Annotated in this window: 32 protein-coding genes and 5 pseudogenes; 20 read left to right on the top strand and 17 right to left on the bottom strand. The window is 54.5% G+C overall.

Going from position 1 to position 25374, the window contains the following annotated elements:
• Positions 1 to 149: 149 nt before the first annotated feature.
• A complete protein-coding gene (locus PFZ56_RS22925) occupies positions 150 to 356 on the bottom strand; it encodes a DUF4224 domain-containing protein (protein WP_110652673.1) in 207 nt (68 codons plus the stop codon).
• A gap of 475 nt (positions 357 to 831) precedes the next feature.
• Between PFZ56_RS22925 and PFZ56_RS22920 the strand changes: the two genes are divergently transcribed.
• Positions 832 to 1149, top strand: a complete 318-nt coding sequence (locus PFZ56_RS22920) for a hypothetical protein (RefSeq protein WP_170003572.1) — start codon at positions 832 to 834, stop codon at positions 1147 to 1149.
• Positions 1150 to 1272: 123 nt separating this feature from the next.
• Here PFZ56_RS22920 and PFZ56_RS22915 read toward each other — a convergent pair whose 3' ends face one another.
• Entirely contained in the window at positions 1273 to 1929 is a 657-nt protein-coding gene (locus tag PFZ56_RS22915) for a hypothetical protein (RefSeq protein WP_123394294.1), read from the bottom strand.
• 143 nt (positions 1930 to 2072) lie between these two features.
• Here PFZ56_RS22915 and PFZ56_RS22910 point away from each other — a divergent pair, with 143 nt between their 5' ends.
• A complete protein-coding gene (locus PFZ56_RS22910; RefSeq protein WP_110596575.1) occupies positions 2073 to 2351 on the top strand; it encodes a hypothetical protein in 279 nt (92 codons plus the stop codon).
• Positions 2352 to 2399: 48 nt separating this feature from the next.
• Here the strand turns inward: PFZ56_RS22910 and PFZ56_RS22905 are convergent, their stop codons facing one another.
• Complete coding sequence (locus PFZ56_RS22905) at positions 2400 to 2663, bottom strand: hypothetical protein (RefSeq protein WP_146232651.1); 264 nt, start codon at positions 2661 to 2663, stop codon at positions 2400 to 2402.
• Between the two features lie 584 nt (positions 2664 to 3247).
• On the opposite strand from PFZ56_RS22905, the gene PFZ56_RS22900 reads away from it, so the two are divergent.
• Positions 3248 to 3517, top strand: a complete 270-nt coding sequence (locus PFZ56_RS22900) for a hypothetical protein (protein ID WP_110652669.1) — start codon at positions 3248 to 3250, stop codon at positions 3515 to 3517.
• A gap of 11 nt (positions 3518 to 3528) precedes the next feature.
• On the opposite strand, the gene PFZ56_RS22895 is transcribed toward PFZ56_RS22900, so the two are convergent.
• Positions 3529 to 3900: a hypothetical protein gene (locus PFZ56_RS22895; RefSeq protein ID WP_394304466.1), complete on the bottom strand. Its 372-nt coding sequence runs from the start codon at positions 3898 to 3900 to the stop codon at positions 3529 to 3531.
• Positions 3901 to 4073: 173 nt separating this feature from the next.
• Here PFZ56_RS22895 and PFZ56_RS22890 point away from each other — a divergent pair, with 173 nt between their 5' ends.
• Positions 4074 to 5141 (top strand): hypothetical protein, encoded by a 1068-nt coding sequence (locus PFZ56_RS22890; RefSeq protein WP_170003567.1) that lies wholly within the window; start codon positions 4074 to 4076, stop codon positions 5139 to 5141.
• A gap of 740 nt (positions 5142 to 5881) precedes the next feature.
• On the opposite strand, the pseudogene yejK reads toward PFZ56_RS22890, so the two are convergent.
• Positions 5882 to 6888, bottom strand: a pseudogene (yejK, locus tag PFZ56_RS22885) (nucleoid-associated protein YejK).
• Positions 6889 to 6993: 105 nt separating this feature from the next.
• Here yejK and PFZ56_RS22880 point away from each other — a divergent pair.
• The gene (locus PFZ56_RS22880) at positions 6994 to 7170 is read left to right on the top strand and encodes a hypothetical protein (protein WP_170003564.1); all 177 of its coding nucleotides are present in this window, start codon (positions 6994 to 6996) and stop codon (positions 7168 to 7170) included.
• Between the two features lie 62 nt (positions 7171 to 7232).
• Here the strand turns inward: PFZ56_RS22880 and PFZ56_RS22875 are convergent.
• The 7 genes and pseudogenes from PFZ56_RS22875 to PFZ56_RS22845 form a co-directional block, all read right to left on the bottom strand.
• Positions 7233 to 7442, bottom strand: a pseudogene (locus tag PFZ56_RS22875) (hypothetical protein); the annotation flags it as partial.
• A 42-nt stretch (positions 7443 to 7484) separates the two neighbouring features.
• Positions 7485 to 8024, bottom strand: coding sequence for a hypothetical protein (locus PFZ56_RS22870; protein WP_170003558.1), 540 nt, complete (start codon positions 8022 to 8024; stop codon positions 7485 to 7487).
• Positions 8025 to 8252: 228 nt separating this feature from the next.
• Positions 8253 to 8738, bottom strand: coding sequence for a hypothetical protein (locus tag PFZ56_RS22865; protein WP_170003555.1), 486 nt, complete (start codon positions 8736 to 8738; stop codon positions 8253 to 8255).
• A gap of 1399 nt (positions 8739 to 10137) precedes the next feature.
• On the bottom strand, positions 10138 to 10521 hold the full coding sequence (locus tag PFZ56_RS22860; RefSeq protein WP_110652666.1) for a hypothetical protein: 384 nt from the start codon (positions 10519 to 10521) through the stop codon (positions 10138 to 10140).
• A gap of 372 nt (positions 10522 to 10893) precedes the next feature.
• Positions 10894 to 11538 carry an NAD-dependent DNA ligase gene (locus PFZ56_RS22855; RefSeq protein WP_110596580.1) on the bottom strand — a complete coding sequence of 215 codons (645 nt, stop codon included), beginning with the start codon at positions 11536 to 11538 and terminating at the stop codon, positions 10894 to 10896.
• Positions 11539 to 11657: 119 nt separating this feature from the next.
• A complete protein-coding gene (locus tag PFZ56_RS22850; RefSeq protein WP_110596581.1) occupies positions 11658 to 11867 on the bottom strand; it encodes a hypothetical protein in 210 nt (69 codons plus the stop codon).
• 25 nt (positions 11868 to 11892) lie between these two features.
• Complete coding sequence (locus PFZ56_RS22845; protein WP_170003552.1) at positions 11893 to 12654, bottom strand: helix-turn-helix transcriptional regulator; 762 nt, start codon at positions 12652 to 12654, stop codon at positions 11893 to 11895.
• Positions 12655 to 12748: 94 nt separating this feature from the next.
• On the opposite strand from PFZ56_RS22845, the gene PFZ56_RS22840 reads away from it, so the two are divergent.
• From PFZ56_RS22840 to PFZ56_RS22810, 7 genes and pseudogenes are all read left to right on the top strand, one after another.
• Positions 12749 to 12970 (top strand): Cro/CI family transcriptional regulator, encoded by a 222-nt coding sequence (locus tag PFZ56_RS22840; protein WP_170003549.1) that lies wholly within the window; start codon positions 12749 to 12751, stop codon positions 12968 to 12970.
• Between the two features lie 53 nt (positions 12971 to 13023).
• Positions 13024 to 13623 (top strand): hypothetical protein, encoded by a 600-nt coding sequence (locus PFZ56_RS22835; protein ID WP_262379750.1) that lies wholly within the window; start codon positions 13024 to 13026, stop codon positions 13621 to 13623.
• 275 nt (positions 13624 to 13898) lie between these two features.
• Positions 13899 to 14018, top strand: a pseudogene (locus tag PFZ56_RS22830) (phage replication protein); the annotation flags it as partial.
• Positions 14019 to 14650: 632 nt separating this feature from the next.
• A complete protein-coding gene (locus PFZ56_RS22825) occupies positions 14651 to 15292 on the top strand; it encodes a hypothetical protein (RefSeq protein WP_170003546.1) in 642 nt (213 codons plus the stop codon).
• A 131-nt stretch (positions 15293 to 15423) separates the two neighbouring features.
• Positions 15424 to 15744, top strand: a complete 321-nt coding sequence (locus PFZ56_RS22820; RefSeq protein WP_170003543.1) for a hypothetical protein — start codon at positions 15424 to 15426, stop codon at positions 15742 to 15744.
• Positions 15745 to 15871: 127 nt separating this feature from the next.
• The gene (locus tag PFZ56_RS22815; RefSeq protein ID WP_022639557.1) at positions 15872 to 16201 is read left to right on the top strand and encodes a hypothetical protein; all 330 of its coding nucleotides are present in this window, start codon (positions 15872 to 15874) and stop codon (positions 16199 to 16201) included.
• The gene (locus tag PFZ56_RS22810) at positions 16198 to 16548 is read left to right on the top strand and encodes a hypothetical protein (RefSeq protein WP_262379748.1); all 351 of its coding nucleotides are present in this window, start codon (positions 16198 to 16200) and stop codon (positions 16546 to 16548) included. Before PFZ56_RS22815 ends, PFZ56_RS22810 begins: the two co-directional genes overlap by 4 nt.
• Before the next feature lie 32 nt (positions 16549 to 16580).
• Here PFZ56_RS22810 and PFZ56_RS22805 read toward each other — a convergent pair whose 3' ends face one another.
• Positions 16581 to 16787, bottom strand: coding sequence for a DUF6434 domain-containing protein (locus PFZ56_RS22805; protein WP_110596586.1), 207 nt, complete (start codon positions 16785 to 16787; stop codon positions 16581 to 16583).
• Between the two features lie 454 nt (positions 16788 to 17241).
• Between PFZ56_RS22805 and PFZ56_RS22800 the strand changes: the two genes are divergently transcribed.
• The 5 genes and pseudogenes from PFZ56_RS22800 to PFZ56_RS22780 all read left to right on the top strand — a co-directional run bounded on the left by PFZ56_RS22800 (position 17242) and on the right by PFZ56_RS22780 (position 20445).
• On the top strand, positions 17242 to 17784 hold the full coding sequence (locus PFZ56_RS22800; protein ID WP_170003541.1) for an NADPH-dependent FMN reductase: 543 nt from the start codon (positions 17242 to 17244) through the stop codon (positions 17782 to 17784).
• 4 nt (positions 17785 to 17788) lie between these two features.
• Positions 17789 to 18049, top strand: a pseudogene (locus tag PFZ56_RS22795) (putative metallopeptidase); the annotation flags it as partial.
• 636 nt (positions 18050 to 18685) lie between these two features.
• Positions 18686 to 19090: pseudogene (locus PFZ56_RS22790) on the top strand (DUF4055 domain-containing protein); the annotation flags it as partial.
• Between the two features lie 276 nt (positions 19091 to 19366).
• Entirely contained in the window at positions 19367 to 19927 is a 561-nt protein-coding gene (locus PFZ56_RS22785; protein ID WP_170004009.1) for a glycoside hydrolase family 19 protein, read from the top strand.
• Positions 19924 to 20445 (top strand): DUF2514 family protein, encoded by a 522-nt coding sequence (locus tag PFZ56_RS22780; protein ID WP_170004007.1) that lies wholly within the window; start codon positions 19924 to 19926, stop codon positions 20443 to 20445. Before PFZ56_RS22785 ends, PFZ56_RS22780 begins: the two co-directional genes overlap by 4 nt.
• On the opposite strand, the gene PFZ56_RS22775 is transcribed toward PFZ56_RS22780, so the two are convergent.
• The 3 genes from PFZ56_RS22775 to PFZ56_RS22765 form a co-directional block, all read right to left on the bottom strand.
• Complete coding sequence (locus PFZ56_RS22775) at positions 20446 to 21228, bottom strand: SGNH/GDSL hydrolase family protein (protein ID WP_222933811.1); 783 nt, start codon at positions 21226 to 21228, stop codon at positions 20446 to 20448.
• A gap of 431 nt (positions 21229 to 21659) precedes the next feature.
• Complete coding sequence (locus tag PFZ56_RS22770) at positions 21660 to 21920, bottom strand: hypothetical protein (protein ID WP_394304465.1); 261 nt, start codon at positions 21918 to 21920, stop codon at positions 21660 to 21662.
• Position 21921: 1 nt separating this feature from the next.
• Positions 21922 to 22194, bottom strand: a complete 273-nt coding sequence (locus PFZ56_RS22765) for a hypothetical protein (RefSeq protein WP_394304464.1) — start codon at positions 22192 to 22194, stop codon at positions 21922 to 21924.
• A 224-nt stretch (positions 22195 to 22418) separates the two neighbouring features.
• Here PFZ56_RS22765 and PFZ56_RS22760 point away from each other — a divergent pair, with 224 nt between their 5' ends.
• Both PFZ56_RS22760 and PFZ56_RS22755 read left to right on the top strand, forming a co-directional pair.
• The gene (locus PFZ56_RS22760; protein WP_102882589.1) at positions 22419 to 22826 is read left to right on the top strand and encodes a thioesterase family protein; all 408 of its coding nucleotides are present in this window, start codon (positions 22419 to 22421) and stop codon (positions 22824 to 22826) included.
• A gap of 267 nt (positions 22827 to 23093) precedes the next feature.
• A complete protein-coding gene (locus PFZ56_RS22755; RefSeq protein WP_170004003.1) occupies positions 23094 to 23519 on the top strand; it encodes a hypothetical protein in 426 nt (141 codons plus the stop codon).
• Between the two features lie 260 nt (positions 23520 to 23779).
• Here the strand turns inward: PFZ56_RS22755 and PFZ56_RS22750 are convergent, their stop codons facing one another.
• Positions 23780 to 24133, bottom strand: coding sequence for a hypothetical protein (locus tag PFZ56_RS22750; RefSeq protein ID WP_110652661.1), 354 nt, complete (start codon positions 24131 to 24133; stop codon positions 23780 to 23782).
• 578 nt (positions 24134 to 24711) lie between these two features.
• On the opposite strand from PFZ56_RS22750, the gene PFZ56_RS22745 reads away from it, so the two are divergent.
• Positions 24712 to 25095 (top strand): c-type cytochrome, encoded by a 384-nt coding sequence (locus tag PFZ56_RS22745; RefSeq protein WP_102882590.1) that lies wholly within the window; start codon positions 24712 to 24714, stop codon positions 25093 to 25095.
• Positions 25096 to 25374: the final 279 nt, after the last annotated feature.

The following is a 25374-nucleotide window of genomic DNA, read 5'->3' as shown; positions in this document are numbered from 1 at the left end:
CCCGATTGGCGCGTACAGGCGCCGATTCACGCCTGGTCAGAGCTTGCCACCCAGGTCGTAAGTGAAATACACCAACTTGCCGCGCTTCCTTTCTCTGAGCCGGGATATGCTTCCTGGCTTTGTTGGTCTGCGTCCCATTTATCCTGCCTTTATCCCGCCTTGCGAGGCTTCCATGTGGGCTTCTCTTTCGCTTCGTTAGGGTTGTCTGTAAGCGTCGCGGTGATCACACAAGGCCAGCCATTGCGTTTGATGGTGTGCCGAATTCCGTTTCGAACAAGCACGGAAATCTGCCCGGCCTTAGTCTTTGCTCCGGTCAGTTCGCCGACCTCTTGGTGCGATAAAAATTGAATGTCCATAGGGTATCCACGCCGCGCGTAGCGACAGAAGGTGGTTATTCGGCCTGCAGCCGGTAGTAGGTGGTGCACCGGCACCTTGGACAGATCATGTCGCTGACGCCCGAGCCGTACTTCTTGCTTGGCACTTTTAGCCGCTCGCTTTCCATGTGCTTGTTCTTGCGGCGGCAGCACTGAACTTTTATGTCGGACATGCGTGTCTCTCGCCCGCCATCGCCGGCAGGCTTTCCGATTGTTGAGGGTGTTGTTTCAGATGTTGCTGATTTGCCCTGGCGTTGCGCCTGGCTGTGGTTTGCAGCGTTCGCCCGGCCTAGTCCTTCATTTCAAGTCCTGGGCTCTCGGGTCGGGTGGACTCTTCTTGACCAGTCCTGTCGGAGTGTGACCAGTCCGCTGAGTTTTACGACTCAGCTTGCTTGGGCCGTGACGGTTTTGTTGAACTTAGGTAACTTGGCATTTTCACTTCACGGATGACGGATTCATGCCAAGAACGAATCGTATTGCAAAAAATGCCCTGAGCATCTCGCTGCTGGGCCTACTAGTCACTGGCACATTGGCCTTGGCAGAAACTCAAAAGGTGACCGATCTGTTAAGCAGTGGCTATGAGATCAAAGCCGCCTACCAGTCGCCAGCAAGAGTCGGCACGGTTCACTTTCTAATCTTGCAAAAAGGCTCGTCTGCGTTCCAATGTATGAGCTACGGCTCCGAATTAAGGCCGAAATTCTTCGACTATTCCAACACCTACTCTTGCGCAAAAGTTCAGGATCTGATTCCGGTCCAGCCTAACCTCGGGCAATGAACCAAAAGTGCATTTACGGTTATGGGTAACGCTGGATTTGGTCTAGGCCGCGCAGGTTCGGCAACGTCATTCATGGCCTTGGCCCCGTGTAGATCAGGTAGAGCATGTAGAGGGCGGGGAGGATCATGGCTGCACCCTCCGAAACTCGACGACCCAGACCCAGGGGTTGGCGTCCCAGTCGCCGCCGGTGGACTCCCACAGTGCCCGGAAGGCCATCGGGTACCAGTCCCTGTAGTTGGGCGACACGTCGTCGCTGGCCAGTTCAGGCGGGTACTCCAGGCCTTCGGCGCGAATGTCCGACCGACTGATCACCTGTAGCCGCTCGACGCGGACGTCGGTGGTCTCCAGAAGGATGCGGCTGTAACGCCGGTGCAGGCGGATGCTTGGCACGGATCGCTCGGGCAGCAGACCGTCATAGCTTGGGCCTGTCTGAGCATCCTCATCATCGAACAGCGAGCACAGATAAACCGTTTCGCCATGCTTTCCGCCGGCGGCGAAATAGTGACCGTATTCGCAGTCATAGCCGAGGCTCTCGCGCACCCACAGCCGGTCACCGGGCTGGCCGTAGGCGCAATCGGCAATGATCTGAGCTTTGGCATTTGGGTAAAGCCAGTGGCCGCCGCGCTTGTTTTTGAACGTCAGCATTGGACCGATTATGTCGACCTCGCGCACTTCAGGCTGCGGCTTCACAGTGCAGCGCGTAACCGTCCTCCGGCCTTCCAGGATGGCGGGCACCATCGGCGCCGAGAACAGGATCGGCCGTTCTTTTATTTCAGGCATGACTTCGTCCTTGGTCGCTATAGCGGCTGACTTGAATGTGGGGGATGGGTTACTGCTGGGGAGGGTTGGGCAGCCGCTGCTAAGGGGAATTAAGAGGTGGTGAAAGAGGGCATGTTTCGACAAAAAACCACCCTGGAACTAATGTGATTGAAAGCGTCAAGGGTGGTCTCATCATGTTCAATCAATATCCAAATCAAAAATTTGCTCGGCGGTTGTTCTTTTCAGGCGGGCTATTGATGCTGGGCGTAGCGATCGCCGTCCTTGTTAGTACTGATTGGATTGGATTTTTATTGACTGTTGTGGTTTCGAGCATCTTTTTCATACCCGCGTTCATCCTTAGCGAAAAGGCCTTTGAACGCTTTGTAAAATCGATGGACAAGATCAGCTTTCTGGCTCCAGTCATTCGATTTTTCAGCGGCTGAGTTAGATGAGAGTTCGATTTTTATGGGTGGAGTACAAATGTACTCCTGTCAGGATTTGGCTGGTTCAGCTTTCACGGCCAGGCCCTCTACCGCCTTGCTGTAGATGAACTTGATCTGGTCCCACGGGACGGTGTGTTTTTGCCCGTACTCGCCTTCAGCGTTGCAGATGTCGCAGCCCTCTGTGGGTTCCTCCAGCTCGCAGCATTCAGGGCATTCTGTGATAACTCGAAGCTTGAACTCCCCAAGTAGCAGGGCCTTGGCGCCGTTCTCCGCTGTAAGGTGGCGGGGCATGATGCGGTAGCCGTCGGGCACAACCGCAACCGGCGCGCTCGGCTCTGCGCTGTAGAGCGCGCCACACTTCACGCAGTCGCTACGAAGCGGAACGAACTCATGAGCTCCTTCTGCGCAGAGGTCGTTGATCGGCTCTACGCTGGCGGATAGTGCGGTGTGCGCAACCGTGCCATCTTCAATGAAATCGGGCTCATCGCCGCACCAAAGGATATTCAGCGGTTCTCCGCTTACTGTGGGCGTCCTATCCGGGGCTTGCCCGGGTGGTGTTGTGGGGGGCGGAAGGCCGGAACTAACTAATTGCGCATACGGACTTGCGTTTTTGAGATCAGAGATACCTTTACAAGTACGAGCGGTTTTTACCGGTTAGCTTAACGAGGGGCTCTATGGTGATTATTCGAATCTTTGAAGATTTGCTTATCCAAATGCTGATTGAGCAGATGGAGAAACACATTCATTACGCGATTGACTGGATCGCTGGCTTACCTTGGCAACTGTGGTTTGCATGATCTACGCCGCGACGGCCAGCCGCGCGACTTGGCGAGGCTGACGCGATCTATTGCAATGGGGCAAATAACGTCAAACCTTTTGGGATATGGATGGAGAGCATGAAGGATGTTTTCACGCTGGTGTTATGTGCCAGTTCAGCCGTCTCTTGTGCATTTTGGGTGCGCTCCGCGACAGCTAAGGCGCCGTATAAAGCGAAGCAAGATGCGAGCGGAATGCTGGAGGCAAGTATTTCTTTCAAAACTGAAAGAGGGCACTTCGATGTGCTTGAGACAGCAGAACTTCAGACAAAATGGAACAAGTGGGCTGCCGGATTTGCTGCGATTGCCGCGATAAGCCAAGCAGTCCTTTCCTATCTTCCGGAGCAATAGGTGAGGGCGGGTCAAATCGAGACTTCGCCGGTATCGATCTTGCGGAGTTCGAGCACTTCGATTTTCTGCGTGCTGTCGGTGATCACCCAGCAGGGCAGTTCAAGGTTTCGGAAGGTGCCGTGGTAGTTCCGGTAGGCACCCAGCGCGGCCTTGCGGAAGGAGTCGGCCACGACCTTGCTGATCGGCATCGGACTGCCCCCCCCCCCCAGTAGGCTCAGCTCGAAAACAGATGTGTTGGAGATGCGTTTCTCAGCTGCGCGGATAGTGCCCGGGGAAAGCTGGAACTCCCGGGCTACCTCGATCACTCGCTTGTAGATCAGGGCATCATGGATCTTCTGGTCGCGGGCGCCGTTACGCAGGCCCGCGCAGATGACTTCTTGCATAGGTTTCCTCCGTGCGGCCGATGGCCGTGGCCTGGCTGGCGTGATCGATGGGGTAGGGTGGCGTGCTGGTGAGTAGCGCAGTAGGCTCAGGCGGTTACCCGTGATGCCATAGTGATAGTGTTTCGATTGGCGATGTTGTTCAATGTTCAGATCAAACCAAAAGGACAATGGTAATGGCAGATAAAAAGCCAAGCGCATCCTCAAAATCTGGGAGCAGGGCAAAGGTCACTTTCTTAGAGCAAAACTCACCAATTGATGAGTATGGTCGCGCGTTGTATGCAGTGGCCCGCTCTGTTATCCGGGCCTTTATTGATTCCCTGTCAGAAGAGGATCTTGCGGATATTAATACTCCACTTGATAAAGTAAGGCTGCGACAGCTGGCTAAAATTGCAAGGCTAGATCGTGATAAGGGTATGCGTGGAGATGGCTTCGAATGGGCTGTTCATGAAGCTATCTTGGGTAAGGAGCCCAAAGTTATCAATCCTGTTAGCCAAGCGTTGAATCGAGCGTCGACTAAGATTCTAAAAGATGCTTGCCCTACTTCTCTTTTGTTTGGACAGGAACGTGCTAAATATCTTGGCTTTCTAGAGGCCATGGTGGATGAAGCTGGTAATGATTCTTTCCTTTTGCCTCAGGGTAGCGGCAGGCCTTTCCGATTTGGTCACTGGGTTTCAGTAGCAGCCCAAGGATACACGGCTGAAGATCAACTTAACGCGAGAATCAAAAAAATCTGGAAAACAGATCTGTTCTTGTCTGTAGAGGATGATCCGCGATACTTTGCAGCTACTGTGAAATCGAATGTTATGCAGCTGGAGGGGGGGCAAGGTCTTAGAGTGGGAATTGTTCCTGAGCATCCAAGCACGGCCTATAAGAAAGAAGTTACTTATGACGAGTCTAAAGGACTATGGGTGGTTTCGCTGGCGGACCCGAACGGATTCATGGGTTTGTTTAACGACGGCTACGGCGCTGTGGCTAGAGCCTTTCTGACGATCGGAAAACACGAATCTGCCAACTACTGGGCGGTTCCTAGTGCAAAGGCGCAAAAACTAAGGGATCAAATCATCAAATATAAAGATGCTACCGCCATTGAGGTTGTTGATGCCCTGAACGAAGCGGCACAGCAAGACCTGCTTAGTGCCAATGATAAATTGATTAGTGTAAATGCCCCGCATTGGCTGCATGTGAAAAAAATGCAGCCCACGGTAATTTCACCTAAACCAAAATTTGTAAAACTGGATTAATTCTTTTTCCGGGGGAGACAGTAAACAGCGTGCGCCAGTCCATTCGAATTGTCGCGCCCGCTTCATTTAGTCTGGGGCGACCCAAGTTTGGATGGCAGTGACTCGGCGCCTGTTGATACTAGGCTCCATTTCAACCGTCATCGCAGCCTTGGTTTCTGGTTGCAGGCCTCAATGCCTAAGCGATCAGCCTCGGCTTTCTTCCTGTCGCGATAGTCAGCGGAATGTTTAGCCGCTCCGGTCTTCTCCGGTTTCAAGATATCCCCTCAATCTGGATGTTGTTCTCTGCAGCGATCATCAAGATGCGCTGAACAGGAATCGACATAGCGGTGCCGATCTGCGTGGCGTTGAGGCCGCTTTCGACATGCTTGCGTACCTCGGGAGCCAGCCGCGCGCGTTTGGCCCGCAGGCGTGTTTTGATTCGGCGGAATGTGCGGGAGCTGACAGGCGGCCTTGGATGTTGCGGGGAGTAACCTACCCTCCAGGAGCTGTTCCCATATTCCAAGGAGGTCAACATGTCCAAAGGTGGCGGCGGTAAAGGTTCTGGCAACTCTGGAGGTGCAGGAAAAGGTTCCAGCGGCTCTTCTCGCGGTCCGTCAAGTCATCCAGGCCCAGGCGGAAACTGGCCTAGCACAACAGGCAAAGTGTCTGGTGGCGATCGAGGTAATGCGCCATCCGGCAAGAAGGGGTAGCTGAAGAAGTTTGGCTGCTCGTCAGTATTGTCGGCGGGCAGCCCCCGAAAGTCAGGCACCTGCGCTCTTGAGTTGCTCGACAAGCTGGGTTGGCAGGCCGCGCAGCGTGAGGGGGCCGCCCGACTGATCGAGCTCAACCTTTGAACCCAGCAGGTGCTGCTCGAAACTGATGGACAGGCCTTCGGTCCGTCCGGAGAGGCGCCGTAACTGGTTGAGGGTGCGTTTGTCCGCGGGGATCTCCGGCGACAGGCCGTAGTCCTTGTTGCGGATGTGGTCGAAGAACGTCTTGGGGCGATCCTCGTCGATCAGTTCGGACAGCTCCTCAAGGCTGATCGGCTCGCCAAGCTTGGCCTGAGCCATGGAGTAGCTGACCAGGGCCTGGGTCCTCTCCCGGGCCGAGCCTTCCGGCAGGTCCTCGCTTTCCACGAAGTCGCTGAAGGCCTTGAGCAGGGTGCGGGTCTCGCCTGGGCCGTCGATCCCTTCCTGGCAGCCGATGAAGTCACTGAAGTAGTCGTTCGCCTTGCGGCCGTTCTTGCCCTTTATGTACGAAATGTACTGGCGCGACTTCGGGTTGCCTTTCCACTCGCTCAGGTTGATGCGGGCGGCCAGGTGGATGTGGTCCAGATCCAGGCGCCGAACAGGAGCCAGGGCGAGGCCGTCGGCCACTGTAACCGCTTCAGCTTCCTGCAGTAGAGCGATTACCAGGTACTGGGTCAGGCCTTGCTGGTAGTGGCAGAAGAGGCGTGCCCACCTACGGAGAGGTTGGATTCCTCCATGAGCTTGGTCAGGTGCTCGACCGCCGAGCTGCTGAACCCGATGAAGTCTTCCCCACCGGCCGAGTACTTGGCCAGCCAGCCGCTGAGAGGGTATGCACCGGATTCAGGATGGAACAGGCCCCAGGCTTTACCCTGCTTGGCGTTGTAGCTTTCGTTGAGCTGGTGCATCAGGTCGCCACCGACGACGCTTTCCGCCAGTTCGCTGCCCGCGTAGTGGAGCACTGCAGGGCTTCCGTCCGGCTTCTTGTCGATCTTGTGGATGATGCTGTGGAGTACTGGCATTGCGATTACCTCGGGTGCGCGCCGCCCTCCGAAGCCGGATGCAGCGATAGTTGATGTGGTGGCTAATTGCAATTACGATCATGCCCCTCTAAAAGGAGCTACTCGATGTTTCCAAGATACTTCCGCTGGATTTCGGTGCTGGGCATTCTTGCTGCATTGGCAGTCTTCGTAACAAGCGGCCTGCAGGTGTTTGCTGGTTCGGCTCCGGCAACGGATCTAGTACGCCCTATCATTGCTGCCGTTGCACTTGGTTGGATGTTCACTCAGTCGACAAAGGTCTGAGCCTGAACTAGAAGGCTTTATTCACATTTGCGATGACATCCGGATGCAGCGAGTAGGGTGGGTTATTCGTCGTGGCAGATGCGCAGCGATTCGCGGTTGTATGCGAGCTGCAACTTTGCCGACACGTTTTCGCTGATCGTGATTTCGTGTCGCGGCGGCGCTAGAAACTTCGCAGAACCGGCCGGACCAAGCTCATGCAGGTGGTGAATCATCAGGGGCATTGCCTCGCCCTGTTCCTCGATGCAAGCCCAGGCCATCAGGTCAGCCAGGGCTGGGTATTCCTGGCCTGGATCAGCTCAGCAAAGTATCACTGCTTATTCTTCCTTAAAACAGTAGGTGGGAGGCTGATCTTGGGGAGTGATTATGAACGATGGAAAATCGGTGACTTTTACCGTCTTGTATAGCCTGAGATCGCTTCCAGTAGGAGGGAGGGTACTGCGCATTTTCTGCGCTACAATTTCCTCACCCGCTGGATTCGCGGCGCTGAATGAGACAGTTAGGCTAGCAGGGTCAATATCAATTAACTCACCGTCATCTTCCATGGTTGCCCGCGACTGGTAATTCACGGTCATTGTGTTGGTTGATAATCCCTTTGGGATAAACGTTACGCTGACATCAGTACGCGTCAAGTTTCCCGTTCTCTCTTTGATGTGCGCGCGAGTTTTTAGGAGCGTTGGCAGTATATTTTTGCCGTTTCCTTCAAGCTGCGTCTCACAGCTAACAACGCTACCGGGCGGGTACGCGGCATTGAGCTTGAGCATTTCTTCCCGCGTTATCGCTTCGACATTCATCGAGCACAGCACCGCAATACCGATACCCATAGGTAGTAGAAACGTTTTGTAGATGTGATTCATATCCCTATCCTCCGATATTGATGTTCTGTTGCTTAAATCCAGAAAAAGGAAATACGCGTCCGTGCCTTTCTGATTCAGCACCAGCAGCGTCGGCGATGAAGTTTACCCGGACAGCAACTCTACAGTTCAGTAGAGGGCTCAGATTTCGGTTTGCGCATTACCTTTCCCCTCTCTGCAATGATCATTTTCAGGGAGAGGTCGCCATCAGGATGCCGCTAGGAGGGTGGGTTATTCGTCGCCGTCGTCGTCGGCGTTCATCTGCAGCGATTCGGCAAAACCTGCATGCCGTAATTTGCGCGCCACGTTTTGCGACACTTCGATTTTGTGGGGCGGAATTTCGAAGAGCTTCGCGGAGCCGTCGGGACCCAGCGAGTGGGCGTATGCGATCAGTCGCCAGATGGTGTTTCGGTCCTTTGACTCGCCCAGGGCGGCGGTGATGGTCGCTAACCTGTCACGCACTCCCTGGCGGAAGTAGTGCCTGATGATGTCGGACGGGTCTTTGACCTTTGTCGGCGCTGGCGGCATATCCTCGGGCGTGGCGTTGATCACCAGCAGTTGCACTGCCTCGCTGACTTCCTCGATCTCACGCCAGCGCATCAGCTCGTCGAGCATCTGTCGTGTTCTGCAGGGAACCGTGTTTCGTAGTTCCTGCTCGCCCAGCTCTTGCCGCCTCTCGGCAAGTTTGGTTGTTCGTTCTTCCTGAGTCGCAGCCATGGCCTACCTCTTCGATGCCACTGCTGGTCCAACAAAACTCGGATGCACTCATCCGCTCCGCTGGTTGCCGATGGGCGCGGAGGAGAGTGCTGACGGTTTGAGGGGCGGGAGTGGGGTTGCTGTTGAATCCGGTGACTGTTAAAAAGCCGGCCCAAAGTGTCGCCAAGGACTGCAATCAATGTTTCTGCTAGTGATGGTTCTCTCGCTCTTGGCGGAGGATCCCGCCTATATCGTTAACGACGAAAACTGTACATTTGGGCATTTTGTTGAGCTGCCAAAGGACAACAGACTGAGGCGACTGAGTAAGGCGTGCATCTATCGAATGAGAGGTGAAACCCCACCCATTTTTGAACGCGTGCAGGCAAATCCGGTGCGCCCACTGACAGAACTCATGAATGCTCCGGCTGAGTTACGGTAACGCAGCTTCGCTAACCGCGCGCTGGAGCTTGAGGAGCAGCGCTGTGGGAAGGCTGATCTCAGGCCCCGACCGATGCCGACGGTGAACGGCAATTCGCTGGTTACTTCATGTGCGAATGTGACATCCAGAATGTCTCCGGCCTGCAGGTTCAGTGGTCCGATGGAGAGAATGATGTTTCCGCTGTCGAGCGTCGGTTTGTTCAGGTCGAGGTTGGCGACCTTGTCGGTGCTGCTGGTGTAGAGATCAATGGACGTGCGTATTCCTTCGCGATTGAATGACTGATGCTTCTATTGCTTGGTATCCCGCTACTGCCTCGAGGAAGCAGTAGGGGTGATGCGTATCAAAATCCCCGGGCCCGCTACTGGCATCAGACCGGGGTTGTTGCGTCAGCGATGTTGGCCAGTTACTCACTGCTGATTGCAGGGCTGGCCGATCTTCGTCGGTGTGGGCTTGGAGCTTCCTCCGCGAGGCGTCAAACAGCACCTGTTCGATACGGACACAGGTCCTTACAACATGCACGCTACAGCTCTGAATGCCTGGCTGAGTGGGGCAGGGTGCATGAGGTCCGACGTCCCCAGCCGAGGCTGTCGGGGGCGCTAATTTTTGAATCCGTTTCGCGCCTCCTACCGGGTCATTCGCCAGTTCGGTCAACACCTCGTCCGACGTCGTAGTTCTGCGCGTTGGTAGCCTTTCGGGGCTATCGGATCGCCGGTCGCCGTTAGTGGCAGCGCGATTTTGTTCACCTGACTTTCTCTCGCCCCACAGGTGTGGCCGGGGCTGACCTCCCAGCGAATCGCCGGATAATCGTTAACGGCACAGGTTGTTAAAGAGCGGCGCGGCTTTCGCTGCTGGGCCGGTGTTGCGTTGGCTTGGAAGAAGTATTAGTCATAGGCTAATTTTATGTGGTTAGTTAATGCATAGCTATTTTCGATTAGGCATGAAAAAGCCCGCGCTAGGCGGGCTTTGCATTTCTGAAAATTCTTAACTGCAGCCTTTCAATCCGAATTGAATGACAGAAAGCGGAGTTGCTGACGTGTCTTGTGGCTGTAAAAATACCTTCCCATTCGAGGTTTCTGCCTTGTAGGAGATAGCGACCGCAGCGCCATTGTTTCCTGAGATGTAAAGAGTTGCTGTACCCTTTTTCGCTAGCAGCCAATCGCTATCAATGGATACCGAGTCTATTCGTGCATTTGCCATGCAGGATGTATTCAGCTTTCCAAGGTTCAGGACTATTGAGGTGCCAAGCTGGCGGACCAGCTTCTCGCTGGTTGTTTCAAAATCGTTGTGTTCGCTCCATGCTCTTGCCAGGAAGCCACAGATGATCAACAGGACCAGGAAAGCCCCAAGCTTTTTTATGAGAGACACTGATCAAGCTCCGTCTAAATCAAGGTGTCGCGATGATATCACCGCCAGCGTGACCTCGGTTTCCTGGAAGGAGAGGGCGATCTTCATTAGATCGTAGGTGCCTTGCTCATCCGCGCCGGCCTGCAGCAACCCGCCCCACCAAACTACGCGCTTGCTCAAATTTCTCTACACAGCCCCAAGCACCAGCCAGGTTGCCCATAAAAATGGCTCAACGTCATCAGCTCAAGCACGACAACCATCACACAGAAAGCTACAAACCCACGTGTGAAGACGCGGCGAGGTTTTTGATAGGGTTGGTAATTGCAGAGTGAGCTGCAAAGATTTCCCAAGAACTCTAGAAACTCCATCAGGAATTAGCCCTACCTCATCAACTCACCCAAAAAGCGCGCGCTGCCATTGCTGCTCGCCGATGATGGCGATAGGTGTTCCAGTCTCTCTCAACTCCACCGCCTTCATTATTTTTGTCCCATAGGAACTGTGGCGCCATTGGTCATTTCCAATGCTGCCAACCACTAGGTAGTGAGTTTTTTTACTTACCCCTCCACCGATGATGCCGCCACGCTCTTCTACTAAGGCCTGGCAGTCTTTTCGAGGTCCGTAGGCCATGATTCCAGTGAAAACGAACAATCTGCCGTCCCAAGTGAGATCTGGTTCTGGACGATTGAAGGGAAGGTCGTTGGGCGTGCTGAAGGTTTGATCGCTAGCCTTTGGCTTTTCGGCACTCAGGCCCGAAAAGCTCTGCAGCAAGCCGATAAGCTCAAGGGACTCCTCTGGGTCTAGCACCCCATCCAAGAGCATGTTAGAGAGCCGCGAATACAGCAGGTTGATGACAGGATCATCAAGGTGAGTGAGATTCGTTTCAAGCCAGTCCTTGAGGAATAAGCCTTCGGCGGTAGACACGACACCGTCGGCGGCGAGGCCTGCTGCCAAGCCAACGAGAGCGTCAGCTGAGCGTCTATCTATCCTGGAGCTATGGAAATACTTGCTCCGCTCGAATTCACTGTGAATGTCAGTCATCTCAGTTCCTTTTAGATGATGCGCGATAGCGACTATAAATCCCTGCAACGACAGACGATTCCGTTCAGCAGAGGGAATCTGTAAGCCTCAATGCTTTTAACTGTGTTGAGCCGCGCTCCTTAATGAAGCGTCCTAACCTTGCGACTTTCGCCGATCCTGATTCGATCCAAGGCCCTGTTTAATCCATCCAGTGCGTCCAGGAGGGCTTTCGCTTCGACCTCCCTACCTTCACCCCAAAGCCTCTCGGCCATTCTGTTGAGGGCCTGGATGGATCGCTCGATATCAGCAGCAGTTGCTGCTTTGCTGTGCGATGGTTGTTTCTTTGGCATTCAACACTTCCGTGGAGCTTGAGGGTCAGCGAGCAAACATCCCCCACCAGAACACATGGCCCAGGATCGAAATTTGTTGCTCCTGGGCTTCGGCGAAGGTGTAGTCCTCATCCGGATGCTCGTCACGATTGAAGCTTCGCAGACGCAAACCAGTAGGCAGGCGGTAGACCTGCTTCACGCGTAGCTGGCCGTTGTGGTTGATCGCGTAGAGGTCACCGTCGACGATATCGCCAAACGAGTTCTTGCCGGTGTTCACGCCGACTGTAGCGCCATCACGTAGCACGGGGAACATACTGTTGCCGCGGGCGATCACACACTTTGCGTTGCTGAACTGCACATTATTACGGCGCAGATCGCTCTTGAAGAAGCGCAGCTTGGCGGTGTCACTTTCTTCGATCACAAACCGTCCAGAGCCAGCCGCCAGTTCCACTTCCCGCAGGAAAGGGACGTAGACCTCATCGTCAGGGAGCGGGGTTGCGTCATCCCAGGTCTCGATGTTGGAGAGCTTGACGCCTGCCTTTCGTGAGGAGTCGTTGGTCACTGGAGCTTCAGCGACGCTCAGAATATCCCCCATCCGCTCACTCAACCCCCAGTGCGCAGGCGTAACGACATCTGAGAAATACGCAATCAGCTCCATGAGCTTAGATTTGTCAATTCGCCCCGTCTTTACCCAGCCTTGGACAGAGGGGCCCGCCACGCCGAAATCTTCGGCGAGCTTTTTCTTTGTAACGCCTTTGGCGACCCGAGCTTGCTCGATGGCTGCGCCTAATTCTATTCCTGTAAGCATTGCCTAATTAAGCCTAGTCGGTTGTTGAGTAGGCAATGGCTTTTTATGGTTAGCTAATGCCTTTTTTTGGCGCGTGACAAACCGGAGAAAATCCATGACACCAGCAGAAGCGGTTCGGAAGGCAGCCGGGATTTTGGGCAGCCAAACAGCGCTGGCCAGCCGTCTTGATGTTCGAACCCCAACTGTTAGTCAGTGGTGTTCGGGGGATCGGCCTGTTCCGGCAGCAAGGGCGCTTCAACTCGAGGCGCTTACAGGTGGCGAAGTTAAGTGGGGGCAGCTTTGTCCCTCGTTTTCCTGGGGCGAGATGGTCGCCTGAGCGACTGCCTATCAACCTACTCAGTAAATCCAGATTAGAAGAGAGCGAGCTCCATGGAAACGTCCAGTTCCAGACATGCCTTACAAACCCGTGATCAGGTTCTGGTCGCCCACGCTCAAAACCAGATCGCCCGCATCAGCTTGAGCCAGGACGATTTCGCCCAAGCATTGAGCCGGAAGATTTGCCTGCGAGTTCCCGCCGCGAAGATCGTTCAGACCAAGGTCCCGGACTTCGAGGAGCTCGTTCGCCTAGGCGACGTAAGCGAGTTTGTGAAGGCCACCGGCCGCTGGCTGTCTGGTGATCAGGAGATTCCGTCCTGGTTGGAGGAACCGTGGGTCAACGCGTTGGAGCCGAAGTTTCGCGATCACTGCATCAACGAACTTGCCTGCCGCCACGGCTTGATCGGCGCCCGCCAAATGCAGAGCGAGCAGTGGGCCAATAAAAGCTTTGGCGCGTTGGTTAGTGCGCTGGGTGACGTGATCGATACCAGCAGCGAAGTTTTCGATGACCAGATCATGAGTGAAGAGGACATACCGCACCTACCAGCGTTCGCCAGGGAATGTCGGCAGGTTGAAGCGCGGCAGAGGAGTTGGGGCGTAAGGACGGCTGGTTCTACAAAACCATGGAGGAGTGGGAGGCCGACACGGGGGTGACGCGTTCGGACCAGGAGAGTGCGCGCGAGAAGTTGGTCAAGGTAGGGGCGCTGCAGGAGATGAAAAAGGGCGTCCCGTGCCGTCTGTTTTACCGGGTCAACACCGACGCCATTCGCGCAAACTTGTCTGCGGAAAACCCGCAATCCAGTTTGCAGGAATCCTGCAAACAAGGATGCAGCAAGCCTGCAAGCAAGAGTGCTAGAAAGCCGCAGGCTATTACAGAGACTACAGCAGAGATTACCCCAGAGATTACGGCAGATACTTTGCCGCCCAGCTCTGGCGGGTTGGTGGTACTTGACCGCATTGAGGTGCACCGAGTCGAAATTCTCGCCGACATGCCGGGCCCGAAAGACCAGGCCTGCAAAACCTTCAAGACCTGGGCGAACTGCGCCATGGTTTAGGTCGGTCCACTGCGCGCTCTGCGCACCTGGCCACGATCGGCAAGGTACTGCGCGCCATCGACACGCTGCCGTTCCAGGTGCAGAAGTTCGGGCACTACCTGCACCACCCGGTGATGAACATGAAGCACCTGCTGAACGCAGTCCTGCTGAAGTAACGCGAAACGCACACAAAACCCTGAACCCGGCCACTGCGCCGGGTTTTTTATTGCTCCGATTTCACCTGTAGCCAGGACAGCCCTCGGGATAGCCTGGACGTCGATAGCCGGATAGTGTGACGTACGGAATCAACACAGGCAGCCCGCGCACTCTGCTCCATCAATGCTTACAGTGTGGCGCGAGACTGGAGTTGCGAGATCGATGCGCTGAGGTGTCGACGCCGGGAATTTTATCGAAAGAATGAGATTTATAGGGATGAAACGTATCTCGTAAAATACTGGTTGAATAGACAGTGTTTTGTTGAGATAGTCACTCCACTCCTCGAGTACATAGGATGCGAGTATCAGCTTTATGAAGGTGCTGATCTGCATGTGACCGAGTGAAGGCTTTGAGCCTCGAGCTATCGCCCTTGAGCGACATGAAAGCGGAATCATCCGCGACAAATCATTCGACTCAATAGGGCAATCCAAATGAAAAAGACTATCAGTGTTTCCCTGCTCGGTTTGTTGGCGCTTTTTGGTGCCAGCATGAGTGCCTTTGCTGACACAGCAATGTCCTGGAACTTGGCAAGGGATGTAATTCTGGCAAAGGAGAGTGCTCCACAAGGTTCTCCTTGGTCGTTTATGCAGAACTCGTCTGGTGTGAACAAGGCCGAAAACTACGTCCCGCTGCCGCACTTCAAAGCCGACTCATGCAGCAACCTCCCGGCTACATGCTGGATGGATCAAGTATCTGGGGCACATGTGTCGGTTCACCTGAAACCTTACACCTACACGGCAAACGGCAGCTTTACCATTGCAGCTGGTGACGTGGCATTTCACCCAGGCCAGAGCAGCCAGACCGTCATCCGTTGGACCAGTCCTGTGGTGGGCGAGGTCAATATTCTCGGGCGAGTAAGCAGTATTCACAATAGTTGTGGTGATGGCGTTGCCTGGTCTTTGAATCAGGGGGATACGGTTCTTCAGTCCGGTAGCTTGGGCAGAGGTAACGGTGCTGTCTTTTCGGCCAGCAAAGTGCCTGTCACCAAAGGTTCTGCTCTCTACGTGGTCCTCGACAAGAAGGCCAACTACGTCTGCGACACCAGCACCATCGACATGCTCATCACCAGATAAACAGATGGTGCTCAGCCGTATCAGGCTGTAGTCGCCAGCTGACTGAAAGCCAAGAGCTTCAAGCCATCGCCTTTGAGCGACATGAAAGCGGAACTATCCGCACCACTCATTTCACTCAAAAGGTATATCTCATGACTCAAGCTACTGTGGGTAGCAAGTTCATCAACCAAGTAGGTTACAGGCAATACGTCAATGCTCTTGTAGAGCCTGCGGCAAACACTACTGGCATCGTCATTCGTACGTTCTCAGCATGCGGTGGCCGTTTGTATGCGGATACCGTGAAGCCGCCTCTCAGCCATCGGATGGATAGCTACCCTGCAATTTTTGCGGCGTCGTCCGGTCCCAACTTCGACACTCTTCCTTATGAGCTGGTGGTTCCGGCTGGGCTTGGTATTTTCTGGGCCCCTGGGAATGACAACTCCAGCGTATGGATGACCTACGACAACCTGTAAGCGTTCATGAGCGTCCGGCTTTTGTGCCGGACGTTCTGCTTCCTGCAAAAAAAGCATGAAATGCTCAATCCCATTGAGCTTCCGATGCCCCCCTTTTTTCTCGAATCATGCCCACGGAGTCGAGCGCATGGAGTTTCTGTACCGCCTGCTCGACAGGCTTGATACGTGGTTTACCGCGGGATTGGTTGGTGCGTTCGCCGCGAGCTGGTGGCACCGCGATGACCTAGTGGACCGAAAAGCCTGGGCCGTCTTCATTTTCTCGGGTGCTGTTTGCGCCCATTACTTGACTGGACTGGTAAGCGCTTACCTGGGAGTGGTTGAGCCCCGCAGCGTTGCCGGTATCGGTTTTCTGCTCGGCACCTTCGGCGGCTCGTTGATCGCTGCCATTACCCGAGCAATCAAAGCTGCTGACCTTTGGGCGTTCATTCGTTCGAAGTTTGGGGGAGGTGGCACATGATCCTGGAGCACGTTGCAACGTGGTCGGCTGGCCTGATCGCGCTATGGGCGACTTGGTGCTGCTTGAGTGGGAAGGTCCGCGACGGGGTGCTAGGGAAGTTGATCTACGCGACTATCGCGCTGAGCGGCTACGCGCTCCTGGTACGCAACGATAGGCTGATCATGTCCCAGTCGGTGGCCGAGGCGACCTTATACGCCTCCCTGGCCTTGGCCGGCGTTCGGCACGTCTTCATGGTCACGTACTGGCAGAGGGTGAAGGTCTGGCTGTGCCGGGCTCTGAACTGCGAGCACTGCTTGAAGGATTACCGGTATGGGCCAGATGGGGTTGAACGGCGTCGTTCACGTTAGCTGATGACGCCCTCAAACGGACCTTCCCATGGTCAGCCTCGGGTACGTATCCACTCATCTGCTACATCGCCCATCGTCACTGGCTCGCCGCTTTTGATCCAAGCCATGAAGGTGCGATTGAATTTGAATGCGTCGCCGCACTCTCCAGTCAGGAACTGTCGCACCTTTTGCGTATTTCGATAGTTCTTGTCCAGCGGCGTGTTACGGGTAATTGGCCCTGCGTGCCAGTCGAAGCTCATTTCCTTTTCCTTGGATGGCGGCATAAGTCGCGAGCTTAACAGCGCCCGCACCACAAATCACGGATGCGCCATTTTGTGGTGCGGATATCGCGAGAGGTAACTTCTATGCTGCATGGGCACGTCCACACACAGACCCAGATCATGGTGAGTGGTAGTGGGGAGCATTAGTAGGGCGATGAGGATGATTGCTTTAGTCGAGCGCTGCATTATCGATTTCCTGTGATTTAAGAACTCGATACCCAGTATCTAGATCAACAGAACTGGAATAACTCAACTCAATGCAGTTTATCGATGTTGGGCTATCCCACAATTCAGAGGCAATTTAATGACAACCAAGCAACCCGACTGGGAGGTGACCGAACGAGCCTCCCGGACAGGGCTCCAGTCATGTCTGAGATCGTCCTGATTCACGTATGCGACACTGTGCTATCTCACGGGAATGGAATGTTTACAAATGGTCCAACTGTTAGCGGTGTCCGGAAGCATTCGCGCAGCATCTTCTAACTCCGCACTGCTACGTGCGGCTGAGGTGCTGAGCCCTGAGGGGGTGTCGATCAAGCACTATCTGGCGGTCGGTCAATTACCGCACTTCGATCCGGACCTGGCTGATGATCCGCCGCAGATCGTCGCAGAGTTTCGGGCTTTGGTGGGTAAGGTAGATGGCATCCTTATTTCGTGCCCTGAGTATGCTCGTGGAATACCTGGTTCTTTCAAGAACGCCTTAGATTGGCTTGTGGCCAGCCATGAATTTCCTGATAAGCCGGTTGCACTGTTTAACGCTTCACCTCGTGCGAGTCATGCCCAAGCGGCGCTTCGGTTGGTGCTGAACACCATGTCCGCAATAGTTGTCGAGCCTGCGTCGATAACTGTGAATCTGCTCGCTAAAGGAATGGATGAGGCGGGCATCGCAGAGAACCTAGAGATCAGTAAGCAGATCGTCTCAGCATTGGTTGCATTCAAGAGCCACATTGAGGTCATGTCGGAATCGCGAAGGTGAGCGAATGAACAGGCCTGTGCCTACCCTCTCACTGCTTGAGCTAACCAATCTGTCCGACCTCGGTATCCGCTTGGCCCCAGCCCTTGAAGTGTGGGAGTGGATCCAAACCGAGATCCTCGCCCACATCGGCAGCATCCACAACGAAGACCATACCCACCTACTGGATGCAGACATCCGGGTTATGTGGGCATCGTCGAGCTTCGAGAAGCAGGGGCGGATAGTTCTTGGCCAGGCCGAGCAGGTAGCGTTCCGCGCCGGCGGTTGGGTTCCCAGGCAGACCAACAGTACGCCGTTGCTGAGTACAAGCTGGAGCCAGACGAGAATGTCCCCGCTACCCCGCACCTATGAAGCGCCGGTAAGGCTGACGCCAAAACAGGCGAACATTTACGTGTGGGGCTTCCAGCGTAGTGCGTGGTTCCGCGATGCCGTGTGTGGTCGCCGATTTGGTAAGACCTTCCTCGGCAAGGCAGAGATGCGCCGCGCGGCCCGCCTGGCTGCGGAGTGGGGCGAAAGCGTCGAGGATGAAATATGGTACGCCGCCCCGACACAGAAACAGGCTCGCCGGGTCTTCTGGCGTCGGCTCAAGCAGGCTATCCCCCGTGAGTGGCGTGAGTACAAGCCGAACGAGTCGGGCATGCTGATCACGCTCAAGAGCGGGCACCTGATTCGCTGTGCCGGCTTGATGGTCAATATCGACCAGTGCCCTCAGCTCACTCTCTGCCTCGAGCGGCAGACCTACAACGACAAGGGCGAGCCTGACAAAGATCCGAAGAAGGGGCACGACCACATGAACGATGCTGCTGGCTACTTCATTGCCAAGCGTTATCCGATCAAAGCGATCGTCACCTCTATCAAAATGGGATACGCCCGATGAGCAACGACGTCTCCTTCAAGCGGGCGGATTACATATGCGCAGCCCTTGCCCAATACGCTGGTCAAGGAGGCCATGGCCGACAAGAACCAGATGATGATCGAGTTGGGTGCTCGCATGGTCGTGGCGTCTCTGTCGTCCAAAACGGCAACCGAGGCCCGCGGCGATAAGTCTGCATCGACTTCGGTCCTTGCCGGGTGTGTGGCCAACGTCAGTGAGGCCTACACCAGGGCGCTCATGTGGTGCTGCGCGTACATGGGCATCACTGACAAGAAGGTCGCTTACCAGGTCAACCAAGAGTTCGTGGAGCTGACAGCTTATCTGCAGATGATCACCACGCTCGTCGGGCTCTGGCAGAACGGCGGATTCGCGAAGGCTGATCTGCGGGTCTACCTGCGTAAGCAGGGGCTGATCGCTCCTGAACGCACGGACCAGTAGCACTGTCTTCAGAGGTGCTGTACATGAGGGCTGCTACGGCCAGCAAGGGTCAATTGTGCACTGCATGTGGAACTCGCCGGAGACCACATATGACGGTGTTTACAGCACGCCCCCCCCCCAGGGGGTCATGTCGCTGCTTTCAGATCGCATGCCTTCTTGTTCGTACATAGACACTGCTGAATACCCATACCCGTTCAATCCACAGCTGTAACTACAGCGTTCGAATGCGCCCGCCCAGTCGCGGGCGTTTTTGTTCCTACGCTCAACCGCGCCATGGCCCGCTGGAAGATCGATTCCCGCCTGCGTCAGGCTGCGTTTCTGGCGCAGATCGGTCATGAGTCGGGCCAACTGTGCAACCTTGTGGAAAACCTCAACTACCGCGCCGACCGTATCCGCCAGATAGGCCAGGCCTCCGCTGTTGGCAGCCGGTGGCGCTCGTTGGTGCTGCGGGCGGATGAACTGGGCGGCAAGCCGGAGCACTTCGGCGATGCTGTTTACGGCGGGCGTATGGGCAATGGCCCGGAGGCCTCTGGCGATGGTTTCCGTTACCGCGGGCGCGGGCTGATTCAACTCACCGGCCGCAGCAACTACCGCGCAGCCGGTGAAGGCCTGGGCCTGCCGCTTGAAATCCAGCCCGAACTGCTTGAGCAACCAGAGCAGGCCGCTCAGTCTGCCGCGTGGTGGTGGGCGCAGCATGGGCTCAACGAGCTCGCCGACGCCGGCCGCTTTCAAGACATTGGCAGCATCATCAACACCGGGCAGCCAGGGCGGATTCCAAATGGCGCTGCAGATCGCAAGGAGCTGTATGACCTCGCGCTGAAGGTGCTGGTATGAACGCCCTGGCGATAAAGGTTGGCGGGGTCGCTCTGGTGCTGCTACTGCTTGCCCTGGCAGGTTGGGCGCTGACGGACTCATACAACCAAGGCCTGTTGGCAAAGGGCAAAGAGTGGCAAGCGCGCTGGAATGCCCGTGACGCCGGCGACAAACAGGCTTGGGCCCTGGCTGAGCGTGAGGAGCGCGAGAAAGAGCAGGCGATGCAAAACTCAATCAACAAGGCGGTGCAAGATGGGCAACGGAAAATCGATCAAGCTGCAACTGATGCTGTTACCGCTCGCGTTGCTGCTGGGAGCCTGCAGCGTACAGTCGACGACCTCTCAGGCCGTCTCGCAGCCCAAGGCCGCAGTAATTCCTGCACTGCCGCCGCAAGCGCGGCAGCTTCCCGCGCCGTCCTGGTGCTTTCCGACGTGCTCAAGCGCGCTGATCAAAGAGCGGCAGATCTGGCAGCGACTGCTGATCAACGAGGAGCAAGAGGAGTGACAGGCGAGCAGGCCTATGATGCGTTTGACAGGTGACTACCAGCCCTTTGCTTTGATGAAGTCGTAAACAGTACTGGCAACGATCTTGTTTCCAGCATCATTCAGGTGAAGGCCGTCAATCAGCAGCGATGGCGGAATCTTGCCGGAGTTGAACGCGACCATGTCGTCAGATGATGCAGGATTGTAGCTACCTACAAGAGTCGCTCTTATATCAATCCAGTGCTCTGGGTATTTCTCGGAAAGCTGCTTGTTGAGTTCAACTATTTGCTTAAACTCGGCGCTCTCGGATGATTCAAAGATGGCATCAGTAACCCCCATGACAACAAAGTGGTCGTTGTCTTTCAGCGAGTTAATCATGAGTTCAATGTTTTCAACTATGGTCTCGTTTGAGAGTTTGCTGAGGATGTCATTCCGACCTGACCAGATTACGACGACGCTGCTTGTCCAGTCGGCCTGATCGATGATGAAGGGGGTATTAGGGCTTGCGGCTACTGGATCGCCTGACTTCGCGCGTTTGAATTTGGTTGTCCCGGCCAGGTCTGGTGCTTGCTCATTCCAGTCGACGGACAGCATGCCCGGCACGCCCGCCAGCGAGCCCGAATACTTCAGCTTCCCGTAGTTCGACTTGCTGGACAGATTTGAGTGGGTCGTTGACTCAATGGCAACCTCGCCTGATGCGGGGATGACCCCACCTGCTACGGTCATCAGCGGTGGCTTCGCGCCGAACTTCGAAGCTATCTGGGTGGATGTCATTCCCTCGATACCGTTGTTTGTGACGGCCCTGATGTCCAAATTCTTAAGCGCCAGGATTTGCAACATTTTGGGGTATGGTGTTGAAACTCCTTTTGCAGTACCGGACGTCAGCGAGTCACCCCAGCAGCTGATTATGGCTCTAGGATTTTTGTACTTAAGTACCCCCGGGATGGATATGACCGAAAGGACTAAAAACAGGATGATCGCAGTATTTCTCACAGGAAGAGTTTTGCCTTTAGTGTTGGATAAGGGAATGCAGGTTAACCTGTCCTCGATTGGAGCATTGTCTCAGGTTCCTAAGAGATTTTCTCGTTCGGCAGGACGCCGGAGGAAGAGGGATCATCAGTTTCAGCACAGCTCTAGATTTGAGCCAGCGCCGGAAAAATAGTACAGCAGGCAGTACATCGGAAATCGTGCTTTTGAGGTTGGCCCAGCAAAGTCGGGTGTTTTTTGCCTGAATTAGACTCCGGCTTCGGGCACCATCTAAAATCAAGGGTTTACGGGCGAAAGCCAGTGTAGATGCCCGTACCTTTCCGCTCCGCAATTAATCCAATGGTCCGCAATTCGCTTTGTGGGTGAGACCTTCTGCCTTTACGGTTGCGGATGTACTGCTCGGTGATCACTACGGTGGTATGCCCAAGTTGATCTTTGGCCTGCATGATATTGCCGCTCGATTCCGCCTTGTCTGTGCCAGCCTTGGCGCGCAAATCACGCATCTGGAAGTCGGGTTTTTCAACTCCTGCGGCCTCTCTGGTCATATCAAACGCGCCTGCGTAACATCGCCGCCGTCATCGGGGTGCCATCTTCTGCCACGATCAGCCGCATCGAGCGGAGCTGGTGGGATTTCTTCGTTGCCATTATTCGATCAAGAACAATCTTCAGCTCGCCGATGAATTCAACATGGCGTTTAGCCCTGGTCTTTCCTTGCTGAACAGTCTGACGGCCACGCACGACACCTTCAAAGTGGAGCATTCCCTTGAGCTGACGCTTGCTGAAGTCACGTAGCGCCGCACCAGCGCGGTATATGCTCATTGTTACCCCAGACACGTCCATCGGCGGCGACCCAGCCGGCCACGGTCTCGATGCTCGCGGCTTCTGGGGATTGCTGCATCACGACTTTTTTCAGAAATGACTTCGTCCTTGGCCGCTATACCGTCTATGCAGTGGAGAAGGGAGGGAGGTATCGTGTCCTTGGGCAAACAGCAGCTGCGAGTTGGTTGTTATAACTTCGTCACTCAATATTAAGGATTGATCTTGTGCCGAACTCAGTGATTATCAAGAGGAAGGTATTGTTCGGCGACTGTGATCCGGAGGGGATTGTCTATACACCTAGGTTTTCGTACTTTGTGGTTGAGGCCGTTCATGATGCACTTACAGTTTGGCTGTCCGGTCCCGGATTAAGAACGCTGCTAGGTTTTAATTTACTGCCTCCAGCAAGGGCCTTCTCGCTAGAGTTTCTTCATCCGGTCACTTGGGATGACGAGCTTTCAATTAAGGTAAGTGTTTCCAGTGTTGGGCTTCACTCGTTCACATTTTTAGTCGAGGGCAGTTTGACGCCAGATGTTATGGCATTTACTTCTAGCCTTACACACGTTTGTGTCTCACCGATTACCAGAGAAGTTATTGAGGTTCCTTTGCAACTGCGGGCGTTACTCCAGCCATGAGCGTTATAGTTAATTGGACGAGACAGACTGGGCGTGGCGCGTGCGGGCTTAACCTTTTTCCAGCTCACCCAGTTTCCTGGCGTGCAGCGCGTCACCACTGAATTGCGTGCTGCTGATGCCGTCGGCCAGTTCTAGAGGGGAAAGCTTCTTTCCTTTCTGACTGGTGATGACCCAGGCGGATACGTCGATCCCTTAGTGATGCGCTGAGCCTCGGGTACACTGCGCAGGTCGATTGGGCTGGCCAGTCATATCCTCAGATCTGGAACTATGGACACAAGTACGCTTCAAGTAAGGAACGCTTCACGCCCGGCACCGGTCATCTTCGGAGTGGCCTACTGCCTGCTCCTGACGCTCAAAATTGCATATTGGCTGGTCAATGAAGGCTGGGACTTAGCCAGGACAGGAGATATCGCGCTGATCATGCTGCTACCCCCTGTACTGACTTGCTTACTGCTGGCTACGGGCGGCCTGTTGTTTTGGGTGCGTAGCGCAAAATCCTCGTGGTGCCTCATGGGGGCACTGCTTTTGGGGCTGACGCTGATACCGCTTATGTTGCCGGAAATTTTCGTAGTACCGGCCAGCATGTACGCGCAGGTTGCCTGGCATGTGTTGCCGTCCACTCTGCAAGCAATCCTGCTGATTGCCGTTTGGGTCTACAACCTGCGGCTGCGTCGAACCGGTTACTTCAAATAGATTGTCAGGTTCTAAGCCCAACCTTTCGTTGGGCTTTTTAGTTTCCAGCCTCTGGATGCTATCGTCTTCCGATCTCACAAGAAGCTGAAAGCATGCGGATTTTGATTGCGGAGTTGGGACTGGCACTGCTGGTGACTTGCTCCTCGAACATGATTAACGGTCAACAAGCAGAGGCAGCAGCAAAAACTGAGACGTATGCATTTCAGGGAAGGCCTGCCAGTGCCTGGGCGTAGTAACGGTGGTAAGGGATGGTGGCTTACTTATCGGCGCCGTATAACTTGAGATGCGGTTTCCATCGCGTCAATGAGCTGCGCTATCGTAAAATTGCCTTCCTCCTGATATCGCATTCGCGCGATTCTCATTAAGTCCCTAGCTTCCGTATATGCTTTTCGCCTTGATGCTGGCGATAGAAAAGTCAGCACTGCCGCTACTATCCCAGACAACATCGCCATCGTACTGGCGTCGTCTGCGTTGAGCCTTGCAGTGTGGGCTGCCAAGAAAGCAAATGCTCCTGCTGATACCCCAAGCGTGTAGTGAATAATCGACCAGGCCAGTTCTTTTCGTTTATAAAATTTCTGCTGTTTAATGTACTTTTTAGGTATTTCACGACCCATGACAGACTCCTTGTAGTCATGCGACTCGCAGGCTGCGAGCTAAAACATACCAAGCTTAGTAAAAAATGATCATGGCTGGACGTAGGCTTTCAAGGTACTGCGCAACTGTATGACAGCAGATCTGCGTGCGAGTGAACGGCAGGTCAATGAAAGGCTTTTCGGGGCCGCCTTCATCCAGTCGCTCGAACCAATTATCGATCGGGCACAGAGCCCGGTGTGGCCAGGTTTGCCGGAAGAAAGCACCGCGGGTGTCCTTCTTTACGTGTGCACAGCCTTGGGATTGTTCATTAGCCTTTCTGGACGATCGTTGCACGCAAGAGCGTCTCGAAGGAGAATGGCGGGCTTCTAATCACCGTCATTAGGATCAGTTCTGTTAAATCAACGAGCTGATATCAGGCTAGTGGTCGGGCATGTCAAGCGAAATACCGTTTGGTCTGAAGTTTACTTCTCGGGGGGTAAGCACCTTGCTAATGAATAATCTCGGTCTAGATGTTCTCGAGAGAGTTGAGTGTTGTAGAGGTATGACCGGGGTTTTCCTGCGATTCAGATCTTGTTTGTCCAATAAGGCCACATAAAAAATGAAAGAAAAAGTACTGCTCATCGTTTCGCTAGGGGTTATGTCGTTGATTCAAGCATCCCTATCCTTCGCGGATAATGCCAATGGAAAAAATCTCTATCTACAGCGATGCGCTATGTGTCACGGAGCAGATATCAAGGGGACGGGGCCATTGGCAAATAAAAGCAATCCGCCCACGCCTGATCTAACGACATCCGCATTTAAAAAGCGCCTAAATGATTATCCAGGCGTTATTGTTTCATCAGTAATACTGCGACCCAATGGCGACTTGATTCCAAGAACTTTACGGGAGAATGGTGTAAAGCTATCGCCATTCTCTTGGCGGGTTAATGATTTTCGCGATTTAAATCAATATATGAGTGGTGTGATTTTAAAAAGCCGATGATTTTTAGAGGAGGCGCGGGTACAGAGCTCTAAGGGGGCGCGGCATCCTTCATTGCCAGTGACTGATCATGTACAAGTGCATGAGATACTCGGGTGTGCAAGGCTCACAGATCTATGGTGAGTGCTCTGCTGGAGTCAAGGGCTCACGAGCAACCGAGATTGGTTTGCGAGAAGTCCAGGTTCGCGGTGAGCTTGAAATAGACAGGAAGTGTATTGGTGGTGCATAGCTGAATGCTCCTGTATGTGAAATGCAAAGCCCGGCCAAATGCCGGGCTTTTGT

This window comes from Pseudomonas danubii (genome assembly GCF_042980055.1).
GTDB classification, from domain to species: Bacteria; Pseudomonadota; Gammaproteobacteria; order Pseudomonadales; family Pseudomonadaceae; genus Aquipseudomonas; species Aquipseudomonas danubii.
Note: the sequence above shows the minus strand (reverse complement) of the source record. Positions and strands in the feature narration are given on the sequence as shown.